Source organism: Streptomyces sp. NRRL S-31 (assembly GCF_000718775.1).
GTDB lineage: Bacteria > Actinomycetota > Actinomycetes > Streptomycetales > Streptomycetaceae > Streptomyces.
Genome location: NZ_JOCB01000012.1, coordinates 1 through 18,977 on the forward strand (window position 1 = coordinate 1; position 18,977 = coordinate 18,977).

Here is an 18,977-nt window from a genome sequence, read left to right on the forward strand (position 1 = left end):
TCCGCCCCCGGCCTGCCCGCCGTGCCCCTCCCCTCCCTGGCCGCACCCCCTCACCGAGCAGGGCGGTGGCGACCCCGGTGCTGCTGCCGCACGGGTCCCGGGGCCCTGGACCGGCTGGGGTCCCCGCCCACCCGGCACCTCGTCCGGCCCGCCGGCCGCTTCCGGCGGACTTCCGTGCTTACCCGTCGCTGCTTACCCGTCGCTCCGGCAGGAGTTCCGGATGCCGGTCGCGGACGGAAATGCGCCGGAGGTTTTCCAAAACGCCGTCACTTTCCTCCGGAAGTACGACAAGCGAGGAATTCCACGCACCGCTGGCCACGCCGGGTACGGGCCGGAATTACCCCGGCGGAACGGCGAAGGTGTTCCGCGCCGACGGCGCACTCGCCTGCACCGAGGGAGAACTGACGGAGTGGCGGCACGCGCCCCGCGAGGGTGACCCGGCGCGCGGCGCGTGGGCACCCTGTGCGGATCTCCGCGCCCGGCCGCGCCACACTCGTCCCATGGACTGGAACCACTACCGCTTCCGCAGTCTGTGGTCCCTGCCCGCGCCGCCGGCCGACGTGTACGCGGTGCTGGAGCGGGCCGAGGAGTACCCCCGCTGGTGGCCGCAGGTGCGCTCGGTGACCCGGCTGGACGAGGACACCGGCATCCTCACCATCCGCTCCCTGCTGCCCTACGCCCTGACCTTCACCGCGCGCGGAACGCGCCGCGACCCCGGCGCGCGCGTTCTGGAGACCGTCCTGTCCGGCGACATCGACGGCTGGGCCCGCTGGACGGTCACCGCCGACGGCACCGGCGCCCTCGCCCGGTACGACCAGGAGGTCGAGGTGCGCAAGCCCCTGCTCAGGCGGCTCGCCGTCCCCGGGCGGCCGGTCTTCCGGGCCAACCACCGGCTGATGATGCGCTCCGGGCGGCGCGGGCTGCGCCGTCGGCTGGCAGCGCCCTGATCCGGCGGCGGTTTGAAGGAACGGCGCCCGGACCTGTATTGTTCAGTGCGTTCCCGGGCGATTAGCTCAGTGGGAGAGCGCTTCGTTCACACCGAAGAGGTCACTGGTTCGAACCCAGTATCGCCCACCGGGAAAGGCCGGTCCGCAGCAGCGGGTCGGCCTTCTTGCCATCCCGTTCACGCCGCCGCCGGCAGCTCCGGCCGCAGCGGCCACTCCGTGCAGACCGTCTCCTCCGAGCCGCTGCGCGCGAACCACGCCTGGAGCCCGCGTGCCTGCGCCGCGTGCCAGTCCACCTGGAGCGTGTGCAACTCGGCGGGGGACAGGCGCTCCAGCCGGGTCGCGAAACGGCGGCCCAACGCCCGTACGACCTCCAGCGCGGCCAGCGCGTCCGCCGCCGCGTCATGCGCGCTGTCCAGCGCGACGCCGTAGTGCGCGCACAGGTCGGTCAGCGTGCGGCGGCCCTTGCGGTACCGGTCCAGGTGCTTGTCCAGCACCCGCGGGTCCAGCACCCGCAGCGGCGCCGACGGGAACCAGCGGTCCAGCGGCGACGCCCGGTGCCGGCGCAACTCCCGGTCCAGCAGCGTCAGATCGAACGGCGCGTTCATCACCACCAGCGGGCGGCCCAGCGTCGCGTGCTCCGCCAGCTGCTCCGCTATCTCGTACATCACCGGGGCCGGCCACCGCCCGTTGTGCTGGAGGTGCTCCTCCGTCAGCCCGTGCACCGCCGTCGCCGCCTCCGGCACCGGGACGCCCGGGTTCACCAGCCAGCGCGACACCCGGGGCCGGGTCCCCGGCGCGTCCTGGACTGCGACGGCGGCCGACACGATCCGGTCGGTCTCGACGTCGACGCCCGTCGTCTCCGTGTCGAAGGCGGCCAGCGGCCCTTCGTACCAGGTCGTCATCGCATCCCAACTCCTCGCTCCGCCACGGCAGATGACGTTCCGTCTTCTGCCTGTTTGGTGATACCCGGGCCGTTTGCGCCGTACGCCGGGCGGAGACAACAGGAGTACGGGTCTTTGCAGTTCAGCGGCCCGCAGCGGAGACACCCATTGCTTGGAAGGCTCTTGGTCATGGCCATGGCGCAGCCCGAGCGGAGCGGGCTGCCGCCCGACCGCCCGGGCCCCCTTCGCGGCACGCTCGCCACCACCGCCTGCATGGAGACGTTGCAGGTCGGCTATCTGCACGCGGTCGCCGCCGCGGCCGGCTGCTCGCTGTCCCAACCCTTCCCGGACAACGGCATCGACTGGCACGTCAGCCACAGCGCGCCCGGCCACACCGTCGACGACGAGGTCACCATCAAGGTGCAGCTGAAGGCCACCTACCAGATCGCCCCCCACCCGCCCGGGCGCTCCTTCTCCTTCACCCTCGACAACGACCACCTGCGCAAGCTCGCCCGCACCCCCGTCTCGGTGCACAAGATCCTGGTCGTCATGCTGGTGCCGCGCTCGCGGGACGACTGGCTGCGGGCCGGCCACGACCGGCTCGACCTCAGGCACTGCTGCTACTGGGTCAACCTCGCCGGCCGGGCCGTCACCGGCCGGCACCGGACCACCGTGCGCATACCGACCTCACGCATCTTCGACGACCGGGCCCTGTGCGAGATCATGACGCGGGTCGGGACGGGAGGCAGACCATGAGGGATCGTCCCCACGAGGAGCCGGTACGGCGGCTTGGGCCGCACCCCGGCGACCCGGCCTGGCACCGGCCGCCGCGGCCCGCCGACGTCGACCCCGCCGTGTTCGGCGCCCTGCTGCGCCGGCACGGCTGGCAGCGGCGCGGCGGACCGGCCGGACGCTACGGCCGGTGGACCCCGCCCGGCCCGGGCGGCGGCGCGACCAGCCTGCTCGTCCCCGAGAGCCGCGCCTTCCCCGACAGCGACGACCTGCTCGGCGAGGCCCTCGACGCCCTCGGCCGCAGCGGCGCCCCCGCCGCCCGCGAGGTGCTGATCTCCCTCGCCGTGCCCAGCGACGAGATCCGCTGGTGGCGCGACACCCCGGACGGACCCGCCGGCGCCGCCCCCTGGACCGCCGACGACCACCTGCGCGGCGCCGCCCGGCGGATGCTGCTCGCCGCCGCCCTCGCGACCCGCGCGCGGGCCGGCTACCACGGCGCCCGCCACCGCCGCCCCGCCGCGGCCCTCCTTGAAGACGTCCTCCTCGGCCCCGCCGCCGGAGGCCGCACCCTCACCGCCTTCGTGCCCGCGCCCGCCGCGCGCCCCCTCGCCGTCCGTCTCCACCAGGCCCTGCACGCGACCCGCGAGGCGATCGACTACCAGCGGGCCGCCGGCGGCATGGACGCCTTCGACGCGGCCGTCGAGGCCGGCGTCAGCCGCGAGCTGACCGAGGCGCTGACCGCGCTCGTGCGGGGCACGGAGGGCGCCCGCGTCGCCGTCGCCTGGGCACCCGGCGCCGCCGTCCCCGACGGCTGCGCCCCCTCGGCCGAACCCGTCGAGTTCTCCCCCGGCGACCTGCCCGTGCTCCGCGAGGCCGCCGCCCGCTACCTCCGCGACGAACCCTCCGTACCGGTCCGCGTCACCGGCACCGTCGTGCGCATGCACCGCGCCGGGCCCGGCGGCGAGGGCACCGTACGCCTGCGCGTCCTGGCCGGCGCCGAGGTCCCGCACCTGCGCGTCACCCTCGGCGAGGAGGACTACCGCATCGCCGGGCACGCCCACCTCGCCGGCGTCCCGGTCCGCGTGCACGGCCGGCTGGAGCGCCGGGGAGGCTTCCGCAGGCTCACCGGCGCCCGCGGGGTCATCCCCGTACGAGTGGACGACTCCGAACGGGACCGGCTGATGAAGGCCCTCCGGGAGGACCTCGGCTACGCGGGGGAGGCGTGCGGCGACGGCGAGCCGGGAGAGTACGGGACCGGGGACTGTCGGTAACCGTTTCGCGGTCGGCGCCGTCGGGTCGGTACGATCGCCTGTGCGCGCGCTCCTGGTATGGCGCCGCACCCCACCTTCAGTCAGGAGAGACCGGTGTCAGACGTCCGTGTGATCATCCAACGCGATTCCGAGCGGGAAGAACGCGTGGTGACGACGGGCACTACGGCCGCCGACCTCTTCGCGGGCGAGCGCTCGATCATCGCCGCGCGCGTGGGCGGCGAGCTGAAGGACCTCGCGTACGCACTGTCCGACGGCGACGAGGTCGAGGGCGTCGAGATCTCGTCCGAGGACGGCCTGGGCATCCTGCGCCACTCCACCGCGCACGTCATGGCGCAGGCCGTGCAGGAGCTCTTCCCCGAGGCCAAGCTGGGCATCGGCCCGCCGGTCAAGGACGGCTTCTACTACGACTTCGACGTCGAGAAGCCGTTCACGCCCGAGGATCTCAAGGCCATCGAGAAGAAGATGCAGGAGATCCAGAAGCGCGGGCAGAAGTTCGCCCGCCGTGTCGTCACCGACGACGCCGCCCGCGAGGAGCTGGCCGACGAGCCGTACAAGCTGGAGCTGATCGGCCTCAAGGGCTCGGCCTCGCACGACGACGGCGCGGACGTCGAGGTCGGCGCCGGCGAGCTGACGATCTACGACAACCTGGACGCCAAGACCGGCGAGCTGTGCTGGAAGGACCTCTGCCGCGGTCCGCACCTGCCCTCCACCCGGCTCATCCCGGCGTTCAAGCTGATGCGCAACGCCGCCGCCTACTGGCGCGGCAGCGAGAAGAACCCGATGCTCCAGCGCATCTACGGCACCGCGTGGCCGTCCAAGGACGAGCTGAAGGCGTACCTCGACTTCCTCGCCGAGGCCGAGAAGCGCGACCACCGCAAGCTCGGCAGCGAGCTGGACCTCTTCTCCATCCCCGAGCAGATCGGCTCCGGCCTCGCCGTCTTCCACCCCAAGGGCGGCATCGTCCGCCGGGTCATGGAGGACTACTCGCGCCGCCGCCACGAGGAAGAGGGCTACGAGTTCGTCTACACCCCGCACGCGACGAAGGGGAAGCTCTTCGAGACGTCCGGGCACCTGGACTGGTACGCCGACGGCATGTACCCGCCCATGCAGCTCGACGAGGGCGTGGACTACTACCTCAAGCCCATGAACTGCCCGATGCACAACCTGATCTTCGACGCGCGCGGCCGTTCCTACCGCGAACTGCCGCTGCGCCTGTTCGAGTTCGGGACCGTGTACCGGTACGAGAAGTCGGGCGTCGTGCACGGCCTCACCCGTGCCCGCGGCTTCACGCAGGACGACGCGCACATCTACTGCACCCGTGAGCAGATGTCCGAGGAGCTGGACAAGACGCTCACCTTCGTCCTCGGCCTGCTGCGCGACTACGGCCTGACCGACTTCTACCTGGAGCTGTCCACCAAGGACCCGGAGAAGTTCGTCGGCTCCGACGAGGTCTGGGAGGAGGCGACCGAGACCCTGCGCCAGGTCGCCGAGAAGCAGGGTCTGCCCCTGGTCCCCGACCCGGGCGGCGCCGCCTTCTACGGCCCGAAGATCTCCGTCCAGGCCAAGGACGCGATCGGGCGGACCTGGCAGATGTCGACCATCCAGCTCGACTTCAACCTGCCCGAGCGCTTCAACCTGGAGTACACCGGCCCGGACGGCTCCAAGCAGCGCCCGGTCATGATCCACCGCGCGCTGTTCGGCTCCATCGAGCGGTTCTTCGCCGTCCTGCTGGAGCACTACGCGGGCGCCTTCCCGGCGTGGCTGGCCCCCGTCCAGGCGATCGGCATCCCGATCGGCGACGCGCACGTGGAGTACCTGGAGAAGTTCGCCGCCGCGGCCAGGAAGAAGGGCCTGCGCGTCGAGGTCGACTCCTCCTCCGACCGCATGCAGAAGAAGATCAGGAACGCGCAGAAGCAGAAGGTGCCGTTCATGGTCATCGTCGGCGATGAGGACATGTCGAACAACTCGGTCTCCTTCCGCTACCGCGACGGCTCCCAGGAGAACGGCATCCCGTTCGACGAGGCCCTCGCGAAGATCGCGGAGGTCGTGGCGGAGCGGGCCCAGGTCTGAGCCGTCCCAGCCGTCCGAGCCAAGGCCCCCGGGATCACGGTCCCGGGGGCCTTGGCTCGTCCCCCTCCCGGGAGAACCGGTGCAGCATCAGTGACGAGAACGCCCCCGTCACCGTGCCGAGCAGCGCGATACCACAGGCCATCAGGCCCACGGCGACCGTCCGGCCCCAGGGCGTCACCGGCACCACGTCGCCGTAGCCGACGGTCGACAGGGTCGAACAGGTCCACCACACCGCGTCGCCGAAGGTCCGGATCGTGGCGTCCGGGGCGTCCCGCTCCAGCTGGAACACCGTGAGCGAGCCGGCGAAGCCCAGCAGCAGCGTCGAGAGCCCGGTGTACACGATCACGCGGAGGTGCAGGGGCAGCCGTGAGCGGCCGTGCCGGCGCTCCACCAGCTCCTGCGTCCGCACGCTGCGCACCGGCCGCATCAGGGGCAGCAGGACGACCACCGTGTCCAGCCAGTGCCGCGGCACGAACCGCGGCCCCATGCCGCTGAGCCGCCAGCGCACCGCGTAGTCGAGTACGAACAGCGCCCAGGTGAGGCCCTGGACCGACTGGAGCGCGAGGTGCACCGGCGTGGGCAGACCGGGCGCCAGGACGTGCACCGCGTAGGAGGCGAGGTAGATCAGGGAGGCCAGGGCGAGCGGGAGGTCCATGGAACTCTCCCAGCGTCGGGTGCGGCTGTCGTCGTCCACCGGCCAAGCTTGGCGGGAGAACGCGGCGAGGCCGCCCCGGCGACACGCCGGGCGGGGGTGACGCCATATGCTGCCTAGCATGACGAGTGAGCCGGAGCAGCAGATCGGAGTGGGGACCCAGGACGCGTTCCAGCGTCTGTGGACACCTCACCGGATGGCCTACATCCAGGGCGAGAACAAGCCGACCGGCCCGGGGGCCGACGACGGCTGCCCCTTCTGCTCGATCCCGGCCAAGTCGGACGAGGACGGGCTGATCATTCGGCGCGGCGAGCACGTGTACGCCGTCCTCAACCTCTACCCGTACAACGGCGGCCACCTGATGACCGTGCCGTACCGGCACGTGGCCGACTACACCGACCTGACCGGGCAGGAGACCGCCGAGCTGGCGGAGCTGACCAAGCAGGCGATGACGGCCCTGCGCACCGCGTCCGGCGCGCACGGTTTCAACATCGGCATGAACCAGGGCACGGTCGCGGGCGCCGGCATCGCCGCCCACCTGCACCAGCACATCGTCCCGCGCTGGGGCGGGGACACGAACTTCATGCCGGTCGTGGGCCACACCAAGGTGCTGCCGCAGCTGCTGGCCGACACCAGGAAGATGCTGGCCGAAGCCTGGCCGGCCTGAGCCTCACGGGTGCCCTCCGCCGAGGGCACCCGGTCCCACGCGTTCGCTCACGCGTCGTAGACGTCCGCCTTCCTCGGCGTCGGGTCCTGGACGTTGCCGCTGAGGAACGCCGAGCGGGCGCCGAACTTCTCGGTGTCCACGCCGTTCTCCGCCAGCACCTTGATCGCGGCCGAGTGCACCACCCGCAGCACCGGCGTGGCCGCGCGCAGCGCGTCGTCCGCCATGAAGCGGTGGCGCCACGGCTGGTCGGCCCAGGCGTGCCGGAGTCCGAACGGCTCGGGCAGGCCGAGGGAGCCGCCCAGCCAGTTCAGCAGCGGCGGGTACCAGATCAGCGGGGCCCGTACGGCGAGGCGCACCACCTCGTCGGTGGGGACCAGCGGCAGCTTGACCGTGCGGGTCTCCCACGGCTTCAACGACTTGGTGACCTGCTTGCTCGGCGCCTCCGGCTTGCTGTGGAAGAGCGGGTTCACCGGCCCCAGCGCGTGCCCGGTGACCTCGATGCGCAGCGTCTCGTGCAGCACGGTGACGGTGATCAGCATGGTGAGCACCAGCTGCCCGTCCCAGAGCGTCCACTGCACGCCCAGGTAGTGCCGGTCGCCGCTGCCGAACTGCTGCTTGTTGCAGATCTCCTGTATGGCGTGCGGCTTGATCTGGAACGCCTCGACATCGGTGCCCTCGGGCCGGGACACCGCCCCGGCCTTCTCGCCGATCGGCGTGACGATCCAGTGCCGTATCGACGGCTTGGGGAAGCCGCCCGTGTTCAGCGGGCCGCGCTCCAGCAGGGTGAGCTGGTCGTGGATCGCGCGCACCACGTCCCAGCTGCGGAACGGGTGGATCTCCCGGCCCGGGTCGGCGGGCTTCAGCTCCTCGGCGAGCTGCCAGGCACCCCAGCGGGTGCCCATGCCGAGTATGCCCTTGGGGCCGGCGTAGAAGACGGAGTTGGACTGCTGCTCGGCGCTGAGCCGGGCCAGTGACTGGCGCAGGTCCTCGGCGGCGGTGTGGCCGGGACCGCGCGGCACGGCCTCCGGGATCTTGGCGCCGACGTTGCTGCCGGAGAGCAGGCCGTCCCAGCGGGCCCGCAGGTCCTGGGCGGTGCGCTCGCAGATCCGTTTGGCCCAGAACCAGCCGAGCACGGGGACGACGACGGACGCGCGGGCGTACCACGCCCAGAAGCCGGAGAACGGCATCTTGATCAGGAACAGCGCGGCGAGCAGGCCGACGCCCAGGAGCAGCGCGGTGGCCAGCGTCCCGGCCCGCTTGTCGTCGCGCTTGGCGACGAAGGTGCGCAGCTGGAAGACGAGCAGCCAGCCGAGCATGCCCGGCAGGAAGAGCAGACCGCAGACGACCGTGATGGTGGTCAGGCGGTTGTCGCGCTCCCGGCGGATGTTGTTGGCGGCCAGGGCGTGTTCCACCACGAACTGCGGTTCGGCGCCGAAGGACTGGATGAGCGGCTTGCGGCCGGGGGCCAGCATCCGGTCCACCAGGGCCCGGGAGAACGCCTCGCCGAGGTTGGGCCGGAACAGCTTCAGCCGCCCGGCCTTCACGGTCGACTGGTGCCACTCGTTGTCGGCCTTCTTGATCTCCTCGATCGGGCTGTCCCGGTACGCCGCGGAGGCCAGCGCGGCGGTCGCCGCCTGCCCCTCGTCGCCCGAGACGGGCACCTGGGGCCCGTCCCACTCCGTGCCAAACGACATTCCCGCCCCTATCGCCGCCGGTGCCGTTCCTGCGGCCTTCCCGACTTCCTTGCTCCGCACACCTGTTGGACCCAACGTCATGCCGACACCGGCCCACTGCCGGACGGTTGCGGCACCACGCGATCAGGTGATCAGCGTATCGGCAGGCACCGACAGTCCGCGGGCGGACGGCCGAAGCCGCCCGCCCGCGCGCCGGTTCGCGCTCCCGTACTACCCCTCGTCCCCGGCCTGTTCGCGGATGCGTTCGGCGATCTGCGGGGGCATCGGCTCGTGCCGGGCGTACGCGCGGTCGAACCGGGCCGTGCCGTGCGAGAGCGAGCGCAGGTCGACGGCGTACCGGCCGATCTCGAACTCGGGCACCTCGGCACGGATCAACGTCCGCCCGGAGCCCACCTGTTCGGTGCCGAGCAGCCGGCCCCGACGGCTCGAGAGGTCGCTCATCACGGCGCCCACGTAGTCGTCGCCGACCAGCACGGTCACCTCGGCGACCGGCTCCAGCAGATGGATCCTCGTATCCGCCGCCGCCTCGCGCAGGGCCAGCGCGCCCGCCGTCTGGAAGGCGGCGTCGGAGGAGTCCACCGAGTGCGCCTTGCCGTCCAGCAGCGTGATCCGCACGTCCACCAGGGGATAGCCGGCGGCGACCCCCCGGGCGGCCTGGGCCCGTACGCCCTTCTCGACGGACGGGATGAACTGGCGGGGCACCGCGCCGCCGACCACCTTGTCCACGAACTCGACGCCCGAGCCGTTCGGAAGCGGCTCCACCTCGATCTCGCAGATGGCGTACTGGCCGTGGCCGCCGGACTGCTTGACGTGCCGGCCGCGCCCGGCGGCCTTGTGCGCGAACGTCTCGCGCAGGGAGACCCGGTGCGGTACGACGTCGACCTGGACGCCGTACCGGCTGCGCAGCCGTTCCAGGGCGACGTCGGCGTGCGCCTCGCCCAGGCACCACAGGACCACCTGGTGGGTGTCCTGGTTCTGCTCCAGGCGCATCGTCGGATCCTCGGCGACCAGCCGGGACAGCCCCTGGGACAGCTTGTCCTCGTCGGCCTTGCTGTGCGCCTGGATGGCGAGCGGCAGCAGCGGGTCGGGCATCTGCCAGGGCTCCACCAGCAGCGGGTCGTCCTTGCCGGACAGGGTGTCGCCGGTCTCGGCGCGGCCCAGCTTGGACACGCACACCAGGTCGCCGGCGACGGCGTGGGTCACCGGGCGCTGCTGTTTGCCGAAGGCCATGGACAGGGCGCCGACCTTCTCGTCGACGTCGTGGTCCTCGTGCCCGCGGTCGGCGAGGCCGCGCCCGGAGACGTGCACGGCCTGGTCCGGCCGCAGCGTGCCGGAGAAGACGCGGACCAGGGAGATCCGGCCCACGTAGGGGTCGGAGGAGGTCTTCACGACCTCGGCGACCAGCGGGCCGGCCGTGTCGCACGGCTTCAGCTCGCGCCGCTCTCCGCCGACCGTGGTCACCCCGGGCAGCGGGTGCTCGAAGGGCGTCGGGAAACCACCGGTGATCAGCTCCAGCAGCTCCACCGTGCCGAGGCCCTGCCGGGCGCCCTCGGCGGCGGGGGCGGCGGCCAGCACGGGGAAGAACGAACCCCGCGCCACGGCCCGCTCCAGATCCTCGACGAGGGTCTTGACGTCGACCTGTTCACCGCCCAGGTACCGGTCCATGAGGGTCTCGTCCTCGCTCTCCGCGATGATCCCCTCGATCAGCCGGTTGCGGGCCTCCTCCAGGTCCGGCAACTGGTCCTCGCCCGGCTCGGACTCCTTGCGTTCCCCGGTCGAGTAGTCGAACAGCTTCCGCGTCAGCAGACCGACCAGCCCGGTCACGGGCGCGTGCCCGTCGGGGCCCTCCGGTCCGCGCAGCGGCAGGTACAGGGGGAGCACGGCGTCGGGGTCGTCGCCGCCGAAGACCTCCGCGCAGTTCCGGGTCATCTCCTCGAAGTCGGCGCGCGCCGCCTCCAGGTGGGTGATCACGATCGCGCGGGGCATGCCGACGGCCGCGCACTCCTCCCACACCATCCGGGTCGAGCCGTCGACCCCGTCGGAGGCCGAGACGACGAAGAGGGCCGCGTCCGCGGCGCGCAGACCGGCCCGCAGCTCCCCGACGAAGTCGGCGTACCCGGGGGTGTCCAGGATGTTGACCTTGATGCCGTCCCAGGCGACCGGCACCAGGGAGAGCTGGACCGAGCGCTGCTGCCGGTGCTCGATGTCGTCGTAGTCGGAGACCGTGCCGCCGTCCTCCACGCGGCCCGCCCGGTTCACCGCCCCGGCGGTCAGCGCGAGGGCCTCCACCAGGGTCGTCTTCCCCGAGCCCGAGGGGCCGACCAGCACCACGTTCCGTACGGAGGTGGGTCGGTCGGCCGCCAGAGCCCTGCCGGCGGCCCCGGGGTGGTGTGACTGTGCCTTGTCGCCCATGATCCTGCCTCCCGTGCACGGTGAGGTCACTGTGGGCGCGGACCACGCGAAACCGCGTGTTGCGGCGGCTGTGGCGACGCCCGCGGTTATTCGAGCTTTCCACTCACGTCACGTCGCGTCCATACGAAGGACTACCGGCCGTGCGCGCGGGACACCGCCGGCGTCACGCGTGCCTCGTGGACGGCGGTGCGCACCGGTTCGCGGCGCGGTGGCGGGTGCCCGCCCGCCGCCCACGCGCGCGCGTGGCTACGATGGGCCAGCCGGCGGCCAGCAGGGGCCGCGGCGTCACCGACCGTCGGGAAGGCCATGCTGAACAAGTACGCGCGTGCATTTTTCACGCGTGTCCTCACCCCGTTCGCCGCGTTTCTCATCCGCCGGGGCGTGAGCCCCGACACGGTCACGCTCATCGGCACGGCCGGTGTGGTGGCGGGGGCGCTGGTCTTCTACCCCAGGGGCGAGTTCTTCTGGGGCACGGTGGTGATCACCCTGTTCGTCTTCTCCGACCTGGTCGACGGCAACATGGCCCGCCAGCTGGGCCGCTCCAGCCGCTGGGGCGCCTTCCTGGACTCCACCCTGGACCGGGTCGCCGACGGCGCGATCTTCGGCGGTTTCGCGCTCTGGTACGCGGGCCTCGGCGACGACAATGTGCTGTGCGCGGTGTCCATCTTCTGCCTGGCCAGCGGCCAGGTGGTGTCGTACACCAAGGCGCGCGGCGAGTCGATCGGGCTCCCCGTCGCCGTCAACGGGCTCGTCGAGCGCGCCGAGCGGCTGGTGATCTCGCTGGTCGCGGCCGGTTTCGCGGGCCTGCACAAGTTCGGTGTGCCGGGCATCCAGTGGCTGCTGCCGATCGCGCTGTGGATCGTCGCCGCGGGCAGCCTCGTCACGCTCGTCCAGCGGGTCGTCACCGTCCGCCGCGAGTCGGCTCAGGCCGAGGCGGCGGCCGGGGCGAGCCCCAGCGGGGCCCCGCAGTGAGCGCCGCCGACCGGCTCACCGACGGGCTGTACGGCCTCGGCTGGAGCACCGTCAAGAAGCTCCCGGAGCCCGCGGCGGTCCGCCTCGGGCAGACCATCGCCGACATCGCCTGGAAGCGGCGCGGCAAGGGCGTCCGACGGCTGGAGGCCAACTACGCGCGCGTGGTGCCCGGCGCCGGCCCGGAGCGGCTCGCGGAGCTGTCCCGCGCGGGGATGCGCTCGTACCTGCGCTACTGGATGGAGTCCTTCCGGCTGCCGGCCTGGAGCGCCGAGCGGGTGCGGACGGGCTTCGACCCGAAGGACGTGCACCATCTGACCGACGGGCTGGCCTCCGGCCGGGGTGTGATCCTCGCCCTGCCGCACCTGGCCAACTGGGACCTGGCCGGCGCCTGGGTCACCACCGAGCTGCGGACGCCGTTCACGACGGTCGCCGAGCGCCTGAAGCCGGAGACGCTCTACGACCGGTTCGTCGCCTACCGCGAGGGCCTGGGCATGGAGGTGCTGCCGCACAGCGGCGGCTCGGCCTTCGGCACCCTGGCCCGGCGGCTGCGCGACGGCGGCCTGGTCTGTCTGGTCGCCGACCGCGACCTGTCCGCCTCCGGCGTGGAGGTCGACTTCTTCGGCGAGCCGGCCCGGATGCCCGCCGGTCCGGCCCTGCTCGCCCAGCAGACGGGCGCGCTGCTGCTGCCCGTCACCCTCTGGTACGACGACTCACCCGTCATGCAGGGCCGGGTCCATCCCCCGGTCGAGGTACCCGAGTCGGGCACCCGGACGGAGAAGACGTCCGTCATGACGCAGGCCCTGGCCGACGCCTTCGCCACCGGGATCGCCGACCACCCCGAGGACTGGCACATGCTCCAGCGCCTGTGGCTCGCCGACCTCGACCCCGCGAAGGGACCCGCGTGAGAATCGGGATCGTCTGCCCGTACTCCTGGGACGTGCCCGGTGGCGTCCAGTTCCACATCCGTGACCTCGCCGAGTACTTCATCCGTCTCGGCCACGACGTCTCCGTCCTCGCCCCCGCCGACGACGACACCCCGCTGCCCCCGTACGTCGTCTCGGCCGGCCGCGCGGTCCCGGTGCCCTACAACGGCTCGGTGGCCCGGCTGAACTTCGGGTTCCTGTCGGCCGCGAGGGTGCGGCGCTGGCTGCACGACGGCGCCTTCGACGTGGTGCACATCCACGAGCCGACCTCGCCGTCGCTGGGCCTGCTGACCTGCTGGGCGGCGCAGGGCCCGATCGTCGCCACCTTCCACACCTCCAACCCGCGCTCGCGCGCGATGATCGCCGCCTACTCGATCCTCCAGGCCGCCCTGGAGAAGATCAGCGCGCGGATCGCGGTCAGCGAGTACGCCCGCCGCACGCTGGTCGAGCACCTGGGCGGGGACGCGGTGGTCATCCCCAACGGCGTCGACGTGGACTTCTTCGCCGAGGCCGAGCCCAGGCCGGAGTGGCAGGGCGAAACCATCGGCTTCATCGGCCGGATCGACGAGCCCCGCAAGGGCCTGCCGGTGCTGATGAAGGCCCTGCCGAGGATCCTGGCGGCCCGGCCGGGGACCCGGCTGCTGGTGGCCGGCCGCGGCGACGAGGAGGCGGCCGTCGAGGGCCTGCCCGTGGAGCTGCGCGCGCGCGTGGAGTTCCTCGGCATGATCAGCGACACCGACAAGGCGCGCTTCCTGCGCAGCGTCGACCTGTACGTGGCGCCCAACACCGGCGGGGAGAGCTTCGGCATCATCCTGGTCGAGGCGATGTCGGCGGGCGCGCCCGTGCTCGCCTCCGACCTGGACGCGTTCGTGCAGGTCCTCGACCAGGGCGAGGCCGGGGAGGTCTTCGCCAACGAGGACGCCGACGCGCTGGCCGAGGCGGCCGTACGGCTGCTGGAGGACCCTGCGCGCCGGACGGAACTGCGCGAGCGCGGCAGCGCCCACGTACGGCGCTTCGACTGGTCGACGGTGGGTGCGGACATCCTGTCCGTCTACGAGACGGTCACGGCCGGCGCGGCGGCGGTCGCCGCGGACGAGCGAACGACCGGCCTGCGGGCCCGCCTCGGCCTGGCCCGCGACTGACCGGCCCGCCTCCCGGCGTCTGACGGGCGCCGGGAGGCGGGCCGGCGCGGTGCGGGGTCCCTTCGTCGTCGGGCTCGCGGGCACCGGCCACCGTGAGTACCGGGCTCCCGTCCGCCTCGGGACGCCGCAGGTCTCCGGTCTCCCGTCCGTCCACCTGTCCGCGCCTCCGCCCGCGCCCCGTCCGTTCTTCCGGTCGTCGCCGTGCCGCGTGGGCGCCCGGGCGCTGTGCCGGCCGGTGCGCGGACTTCCGGCCGGGGCGACTCGGCCACGCCCCCGGTGCCCCGCGCCCGGCCCGTGCCGAGTGCCGTGAGGGCCGGTCGGTGGGGGCCGGTAGCCTTCGGCCGTGATCGCTACCCTCATCTGGATCCTCGTCGCGCTCCTCGCCGTCGGCGTGTACCTCAGCTGGACGGCCGGGCGGCTGGACCGGCTGCACGTGCGGATGGACGCCGCCCGGGCCGCGCTCGACGCCCAGTTGCTGCGGCGGGCCTCGGTGGCGCAGGAACTGGCGACCTCGGGCGTGCTGGACCCGGCCGCCTCGATCGTGCTGTACGAGGCCGCGCACGCGGCCCGGCAGGCCGAGGAGGAGCAGCGGGAGGTCGCCGAGAGCGAGCTGAGCCAGGCGCTGCGGGCGGTCTTCGAGGAAGCGGCGCAGGTGGAGGCGGTGCGCGAGGCCCCGGGCGGCGAGGAGGCGGCCCGGGAACTGGCCGAGGCCGTCCGCCGGGTGCCGATGGCCCGCCGTTTCCACAACGACGCCGTGGGCGCCGCCCGCAGGCTCCGTGAGCACCGCAAGGTCCGCTGGTTCCGGCTGGCCGGTCACGCCCCGTTCCCGCTCGCCGTAGAGATGGACGACGAGCCGCCCGCGGCCCTGGTGGAGCGGGTCTCCTGAACGCCGGATGAACCAAAACGAGCCACCGGCTCGCCATTGGCCCTTGCTGTGGCCTGGTCCGCTCGCGTTTCCTCATCGGTGCAGAAGCCCTCTTTACCGTCAGTGAGGTCACCCGTGTCCACCACCGAGAACCAGGCTCCCGAGACCGGCACCGACCGCGTGAAGCGCGGTATGGCCGAGCAGCTCAAGAACGGCGTGATCATGGACGTCGTCACGCCGGAGCAGGCGAAGATCGCCGAGGACGCGGGCGCCGTCGCCGTCATGGCCCTGGAGCGGGTTCCGGCCGACATCCGCAAGGACGGCGGAGTGGCCCGCATGTCCGACCCGGACATGATCGAGGGCATCATCGACGCCGTCTCGATCCCGGTCATGGCCAAGTCCCGCATCGGCCACTTCGTCGAGGCCCAGGTGCTCCAGTCCCTCGGCGTCGACTTCATCGACGAGTCCGAGGTGCTCACCCCGGCCGACGAGGTCAACCACTCCGACAAGTGGGGCTTCACCACCCCGTTCGTGTGCGGCGCGACCAACCTGGGCGAGGCCCTGCGCCGTATCGCCGAGGGCGCCGCGATGATCCGCTCCAAGGGCGAGGCCGGCACCGGCAACGTCGTGGAGGCCGTCCGTCACCTGCGCCAGATCAAGGGCGACATCGCCCGCCTGCGCGGTCTGGACAACCACGAGCTGTACGCCGCCGCCAAGGAGCTGCGCGCCCCGTACGAGCTGGTCAAGGAGGTCGCCGAGCTGGGCAAGCTCCCGGTGGTGCTGTTCTCCGCCGGTGGCGTGGCCACCCCGGCCGACGCCGCCCTGATGCGTCAGCTCGGCGCCGAGGGCGTCTTCGTCGGCTCCGGCATCTTCAAGTCCGGCGACCCCGCCAAGCGCGCAGCCGCCATCGTGAAGGCCACCACCTTCTACGACGACCCGAAGATCATCGCGGACGCGTCCCGGAACCTCGGCGAGGCCATGGTCGGCATCAACTGCGACGTCCTCCCCGAGTCCGAGCGCTACGCGAACCGCGGCTGGTAACCCCCCCAGGTACGACACCCCATGAACACTCCTGTCATAGGCGTCCTGGCCCTCCAGGGCGACGTACGGGAGCACCTCATCGCCCTGGCCGCGGCCGACGCCGTGGCCAGGCAGGTGCGGCGCCCCGAGGAACTCGCCGAGGTCGACGGCCTCGTCCTGCCCGGCGGCGAGTCCACCACCATCTCCAAGCTGGCCGTCCTCTTCGGCGTGATGGAGCCCCTGCGCGCGCGCGTGCGGGCCGGTATGCCGGTCTACGGCACCTGCGCCGGCATGATCCTGCTCGCCGACAAGATCCTCGACCCCCGCTCGGGTCAGGAGACCATCGGCGGCATCGACATGATCGTGCGCCGCAACGCCTTCGGCCGGCAGAACGAGTCGTTCGAGGCCGCGGTCGACGTGCGGGGCGTCCCGGGCGATCCTGTGGAGGGCGTCTTCATCCGCGCTCCCTGGGTGGAGTCCGTCGGCGCCGCGACCGAGGTGCTCGCCGAGCACGACGGCCACGTCGTGGCGGTGCGCCAGGGCAACGCGCTGGCCACGTCGTTCCACCCGGAGCTGACCGGCGACCACCGCGTGCACTCCCTGTTCGTCGACATGGTGCGCGCCAACCGGACACGAGAGTCCTTGTAGGATCTCTGCCGTTCGTACAGAGATGGGTTACGCGAAGGAGACAGGCAGATGTCCGGCCACTCTAAATGGGCCACGACGAAGCACAAGAAGGCCGTCATCGACGCCAAGCGCGGCAAGCTCTTCGCGAAGCTGATCAAGAACATCGAGGTCGCGGCGCGGATGGGCGGCGTCGACGTCGAAGGCAACCCGACGCTCTACGACGCCGTCCAGAAGGCCAAGAAGCAGTCGGTCCCGAACAAGAACATCGACTCCGCGATCCAGCGCGGCGGTGGTCTCGAGGCCGGCGGCGCCGACTACGAGACGATCATGTACGAGGGCTACGGCCCCAACGGCGTCGCGGTGCTCATCGAGTGCCTCACCGACAACCGCAACCGCGCCGCCTCCGAGGTCCGCGTCGCCATGACCCGCAACGGCGGCTCGATGGCCGACCCCGGCTCGGTGTCGTACCTGTTCAACCGCAAGGGCGTCATCATCGTCCCCAAGGGCGAGCTGACCGAGGACGACGTCCTCGGCGCCGTCCTGGACGCCGGTGCCGAGGAGGTCAACGACCTCGGTGAGTCCTTCGAGGTCGTCAGCGAGGCCACCGACCTGGTCGCGGTCCGCACCGCCCTCCAGGAGGCCGGCATCGACTACGACTCCGCCGAGGCCAACTTCGTCCCGACCATGCAGGTCGAGCTGGACGAGGAGGGCGCCAAGAAGATCTTCAAGCTCATCGACGCGCTGGAGGACAGCGACGACGTGCAGAACGTCTTCGCCAACTTCGACGTCAGCGACGAGATCATGGAGAAGGTCGACGCGTAACGCGACGGCTCGCCCAACGGGCCGACGGGAGACACGCCCGTCGGCCCGTCGCTCTGTCAGTGGCACCCGATAGCCTGCACGAACAGGCTGTCGAACGGAGGGGGCGCGCGTGCGCGTACTGGGGGTGGACCCCGGGCTGACCCGGTGCGGCGTCGGGGTCGTGGAAGGGGTCGCGGGCCGCCCGCTCACCATGGTCGGCGTCGGGGTCGTCCGCACCCCCGCCGACGCGGAGCTCAGCCACCGTCTCCTCGCCGTCGAACAGGGCATCGAGCAGTGGCTGGACGAGCACCGGCCCGAGTTCGTCGCCGTCGAGCGCGTCTTCAGCCAGCACAACGTGCGCACGGTCATGGGCACCGCCCAGGCCAGCGCCGTCGCCATGCTGTGCGCCGCCCGGCGCGGCATCCCCGTCGCCCTGCACACCCCCAGCGAGGTCAAGGCCGCCGTCACCGGCAGCGGACGCGCGGACAAGGCGCAGGTGGGCGCGATGGTCACCCGTCTGCTGCGGCTCGCCGCACCACCCAAGCCGGCCGACGCCGCCGACGCCCTCGCGCTCGCCATCTGCCACATCTGGCGGGCCCCCGCCCAGAACCGGCTCCAGCAGGCCCTCGCCCGGCACGCAGTCCACGCAACGAAAGGCCGTACGGCATGATCGCCTTCGTCAGCGGCACGGTCGCCGCACTCGCCCCCGACACCGCGGTCGTCGAGGTCGGGGGCGTCGGCATGGCCGTCCAGTGCACGCCGAACACCCTGTCGACGCTGCGCACCGGCCAGCCCGCCAAGCTGCACACCTCCCTCGTCGTCCGGGAGGACTCCCTCACCCTGTACGGCTTCGCCGACGACGACGAGCGCCAGGTCTTCGAGCTGCTCCAGACCGCGAGCGGCGTCGGCCCGCGCCTCGCCCAGGCCATGCTGGCCGTGCACGCCCCGGACGCGCTGCGCCGCGCGGTCGCCACCGGCGACGAGAAGGCCCTCACCGCCGTCCCCGGCATCGGCAAGAAAGGCGCCCAGAAGCTGCTCCTGGAACTGAAGGACCGGCTCGGCGAACCCGTCGGCGCCCCGGCCGTCGGCGCGCCGGTCAGCCAGGGCTGGCGCGACCAGCTGCACGCGGCCCTGATCGGCCTCGGCTACGCCACCCGCGAGGCCGACGAGGCCGTGACCGCCGTCGCGCCCCGGGCCGAGGCCGCCGGCGGCACCCCGCAGGTGGGCCAGCTGCTGAAGGCCGCCCTCCAGACGCTGAACCGAGCCCGCTGACCCGAGCCCGCTGATCCGTACCGTCGTAA

Annotated in this window: 17 protein-coding genes, 1 tRNA gene and 1 pseudogene; 15 read left to right on the forward strand and 4 right to left on the reverse strand. The window is 72.3% G+C overall.

Going from position 1 to position 18,977, the window contains the following annotated elements; all coding sequences use genetic code 11:
- The first annotated feature begins 500 nt into the window (after window positions 1-500).
- Both IF37_RS0107055 and IF37_RS0107060 read left to right on the forward strand, forming a co-directional pair.
- Entirely contained in the window at window positions 501-947 is a 447-nt protein-coding gene (locus IF37_RS0107055) for an SRPBCC family protein (RefSeq protein WP_030737883.1), read from the forward strand.
- A 55-nt stretch (window positions 948-1,002) separates the two neighbouring features.
- Window positions 1,003-1,074, forward strand: a tRNA-Val gene (locus tag IF37_RS0107060).
- Window positions 1,075-1,123: 49 nt separating this feature from the next.
- On the opposite strand, the gene IF37_RS0107065 is transcribed toward IF37_RS0107060, so the two are convergent.
- The gene (locus IF37_RS0107065; RefSeq protein WP_030737886.1) at window positions 1,124-1,849 is read right to left on the reverse strand and encodes a 3'-5' exonuclease; all 726 of its coding nucleotides are present in this window, start codon (window positions 1,847-1,849) and stop codon (window positions 1,124-1,126) included.
- Between the two features lie 168 nt (window positions 1,850-2,017).
- Here IF37_RS0107065 and IF37_RS0107070 point away from each other — a divergent pair, with 168 nt between their 5' ends.
- The 3 genes from IF37_RS0107070 (at window position 2,018) to thrS (ending at window position 5,901) form a co-directional block, all read left to right on the forward strand.
- A complete protein-coding gene (locus IF37_RS0107070) occupies window positions 2,018-2,584 on the forward strand; it encodes a DUF4365 domain-containing protein (RefSeq protein WP_030737889.1) in 567 nt (188 codons plus the stop codon).
- Window positions 2,581-3,831, forward strand: a complete 1,251-nt coding sequence (locus tag IF37_RS0107075) for a hypothetical protein (protein WP_030737892.1) — start codon at window positions 2,581-2,583, stop codon at window positions 3,829-3,831. Before IF37_RS0107070 ends, IF37_RS0107075 begins: the two co-directional genes overlap by 4 nt.
- 93 nt (window positions 3,832-3,924) lie before the next feature.
- On the forward strand, window positions 3,925-5,901 hold the full coding sequence (gene thrS, locus IF37_RS0107080; RefSeq protein ID WP_030737895.1) for a threonine--tRNA ligase: 1,977 nt from the start codon (window positions 3,925-3,927) through the stop codon (window positions 5,899-5,901).
- 34 nt (window positions 5,902-5,935) lie between these two features.
- On the opposite strand, the gene IF37_RS0107085 is transcribed toward thrS, so the two are convergent.
- Window positions 5,936-6,595: a potassium channel family protein gene (locus IF37_RS0107085; RefSeq protein ID WP_030737899.1), complete on the reverse strand. Its 660-nt coding sequence runs from the start codon at window positions 6,593-6,595 to the stop codon at window positions 5,936-5,938.
- Between the two features lie 67 nt (window positions 6,596-6,662).
- Between IF37_RS0107085 and IF37_RS0107090 the strand changes: the two genes are divergently transcribed.
- Window positions 6,663-7,220: an HIT domain-containing protein gene (locus tag IF37_RS0107090; RefSeq protein ID WP_063886368.1), complete on the forward strand. Its 558-nt coding sequence runs from the start codon at window positions 6,663-6,665 to the stop codon at window positions 7,218-7,220.
- Window positions 7,221-7,267: 47 nt separating this feature from the next.
- Here the strand turns inward: IF37_RS0107090 and IF37_RS0107095 are convergent, their stop codons facing one another.
- Window positions 7,268-8,914: a hypothetical protein gene (locus IF37_RS0107095; protein WP_030737905.1), complete on the reverse strand. Its 1,647-nt coding sequence runs from the start codon at window positions 8,912-8,914 to the stop codon at window positions 7,268-7,270.
- 210 nt (window positions 8,915-9,124) lie between these two features.
- The gene (locus tag IF37_RS0107100; protein ID WP_030737909.1) at window positions 9,125-11,326 is read right to left on the reverse strand and encodes an elongation factor G-like protein EF-G2; all 2,202 of its coding nucleotides are present in this window, start codon (window positions 11,324-11,326) and stop codon (window positions 9,125-9,127) included.
- A gap of 251 nt (window positions 11,327-11,577) precedes the next feature.
- On the opposite strand from IF37_RS0107100, the pseudogene pgsA reads away from it, so the two are divergent.
- The 9 genes and pseudogenes from pgsA to ruvA all read left to right on the forward strand — a co-directional run bounded on the left by pgsA (window position 11,578) and on the right by ruvA (window position 18,948).
- Window positions 11,578-12,298: pseudogene (gene pgsA / locus IF37_RS0107105) on the forward strand (phosphatidylinositol phosphate synthase).
- Entirely contained in the window at window positions 12,295-13,203 is a 909-nt protein-coding gene (locus tag IF37_RS0107110; protein WP_030737914.1) for a phosphatidylinositol mannoside acyltransferase, read from the forward strand. The pseudogene pgsA and the gene IF37_RS0107110 overlap by 4 nt, the downstream one beginning before the upstream one ends.
- The gene (locus IF37_RS0107115; protein ID WP_030737917.1) at window positions 13,200-14,363 is read left to right on the forward strand and encodes a glycosyltransferase family 4 protein; all 1,164 of its coding nucleotides are present in this window, start codon (window positions 13,200-13,202) and stop codon (window positions 14,361-14,363) included. Before IF37_RS0107110 ends, IF37_RS0107115 begins: the two co-directional genes overlap by 4 nt.
- A 343-nt stretch (window positions 14,364-14,706) precedes the next feature.
- Window positions 14,707-15,249, forward strand: a complete 543-nt coding sequence (locus tag IF37_RS0107120; protein ID WP_030737920.1) for a membrane protein — start codon at window positions 14,707-14,709, stop codon at window positions 15,247-15,249.
- A 114-nt stretch (window positions 15,250-15,363) separates the two neighbouring features.
- Window positions 15,364-16,269: a pyridoxal 5'-phosphate synthase lyase subunit PdxS gene (pdxS, locus tag IF37_RS0107125; RefSeq protein WP_030737923.1), complete on the forward strand. Its 906-nt coding sequence runs from the start codon at window positions 15,364-15,366 to the stop codon at window positions 16,267-16,269.
- A 21-nt stretch (window positions 16,270-16,290) separates the two neighbouring features.
- Window positions 16,291-16,896, forward strand: a complete 606-nt coding sequence (gene pdxT / locus IF37_RS0107130; RefSeq protein WP_030737926.1) for a pyridoxal 5'-phosphate synthase glutaminase subunit PdxT — start codon at window positions 16,291-16,293, stop codon at window positions 16,894-16,896.
- 48 nt (window positions 16,897-16,944) lie between these two features.
- Window positions 16,945-17,697: a YebC/PmpR family DNA-binding transcriptional regulator gene (locus IF37_RS0107135; RefSeq protein WP_030737929.1), complete on the forward strand. Its 753-nt coding sequence runs from the start codon at window positions 16,945-16,947 to the stop codon at window positions 17,695-17,697.
- A 109-nt stretch (window positions 17,698-17,806) separates the two neighbouring features.
- A complete protein-coding gene (ruvC, locus tag IF37_RS0107140; protein WP_030737932.1) occupies window positions 17,807-18,346 on the forward strand; it encodes a crossover junction endodeoxyribonuclease RuvC in 540 nt (179 codons plus the stop codon).
- Entirely contained in the window at window positions 18,343-18,948 is a 606-nt protein-coding gene (ruvA, locus tag IF37_RS0107145) for a Holliday junction branch migration protein RuvA (RefSeq protein WP_030737936.1), read from the forward strand. The genes ruvC and ruvA overlap by 4 nt, the downstream gene beginning before the upstream one ends.
- Window positions 18,949-18,977: the final 29 nt, after the last annotated feature.

What these genes read in the sequence shown, in the direction of transcription:
- IF37_RS0107100 (WP_030737909.1), bottom strand. Translation starts at nt 11,326, where the DNA reads ATGGGCGACAAGGCACAGTCACACCACCCCGGGGCCGCCGGCAGGGCT.
- IF37_RS0107070 (WP_030737889.1), top strand. Translation starts at nt 2,018, where the DNA reads ATGGCCATGGCGCAGCCCGAGCGGAGCGGGCTGCCGCCCGACCGCCCG.
- IF37_RS0107090 (WP_063886368.1), top strand. Translation starts at nt 6,663, where the DNA reads ATGCTGCCTAGCATGACGAGTGAGCCGGAGCAGCAGATCGGAGTGGGG.
- IF37_RS0107075 (WP_030737892.1), top strand. Translation starts at nt 2,581, where the DNA reads ATGAGGGATCGTCCCCACGAGGAGCCGGTACGGCGGCTTGGGCCGCAC.
- ruvA (WP_030737936.1), top strand. Translation starts at nt 18,343, where the DNA reads ATGATCGCCTTCGTCAGCGGCACGGTCGCCGCACTCGCCCCCGACACC.
- IF37_RS0107065 (WP_030737886.1), bottom strand. Translation starts at nt 1,849, where the DNA reads ATGACGACCTGGTACGAAGGGCCGCTGGCCGCCTTCGACACGGAGACG.
- IF37_RS0107135 (WP_030737929.1), top strand. Translation starts at nt 16,945, where the DNA reads ATGTCCGGCCACTCTAAATGGGCCACGACGAAGCACAAGAAGGCCGTC.
- pdxT (WP_030737926.1), top strand. Translation starts at nt 16,291, where the DNA reads ATGAACACTCCTGTCATAGGCGTCCTGGCCCTCCAGGGCGACGTACGG.
- IF37_RS0107055 (WP_030737883.1), top strand. Translation starts at nt 501, where the DNA reads ATGGACTGGAACCACTACCGCTTCCGCAGTCTGTGGTCCCTGCCCGCG.
- IF37_RS0107095 (WP_030737905.1), bottom strand. Translation starts at nt 8,914, where the DNA reads ATGTCGTTTGGCACGGAGTGGGACGGGCCCCAGGTGCCCGTCTCGGGC.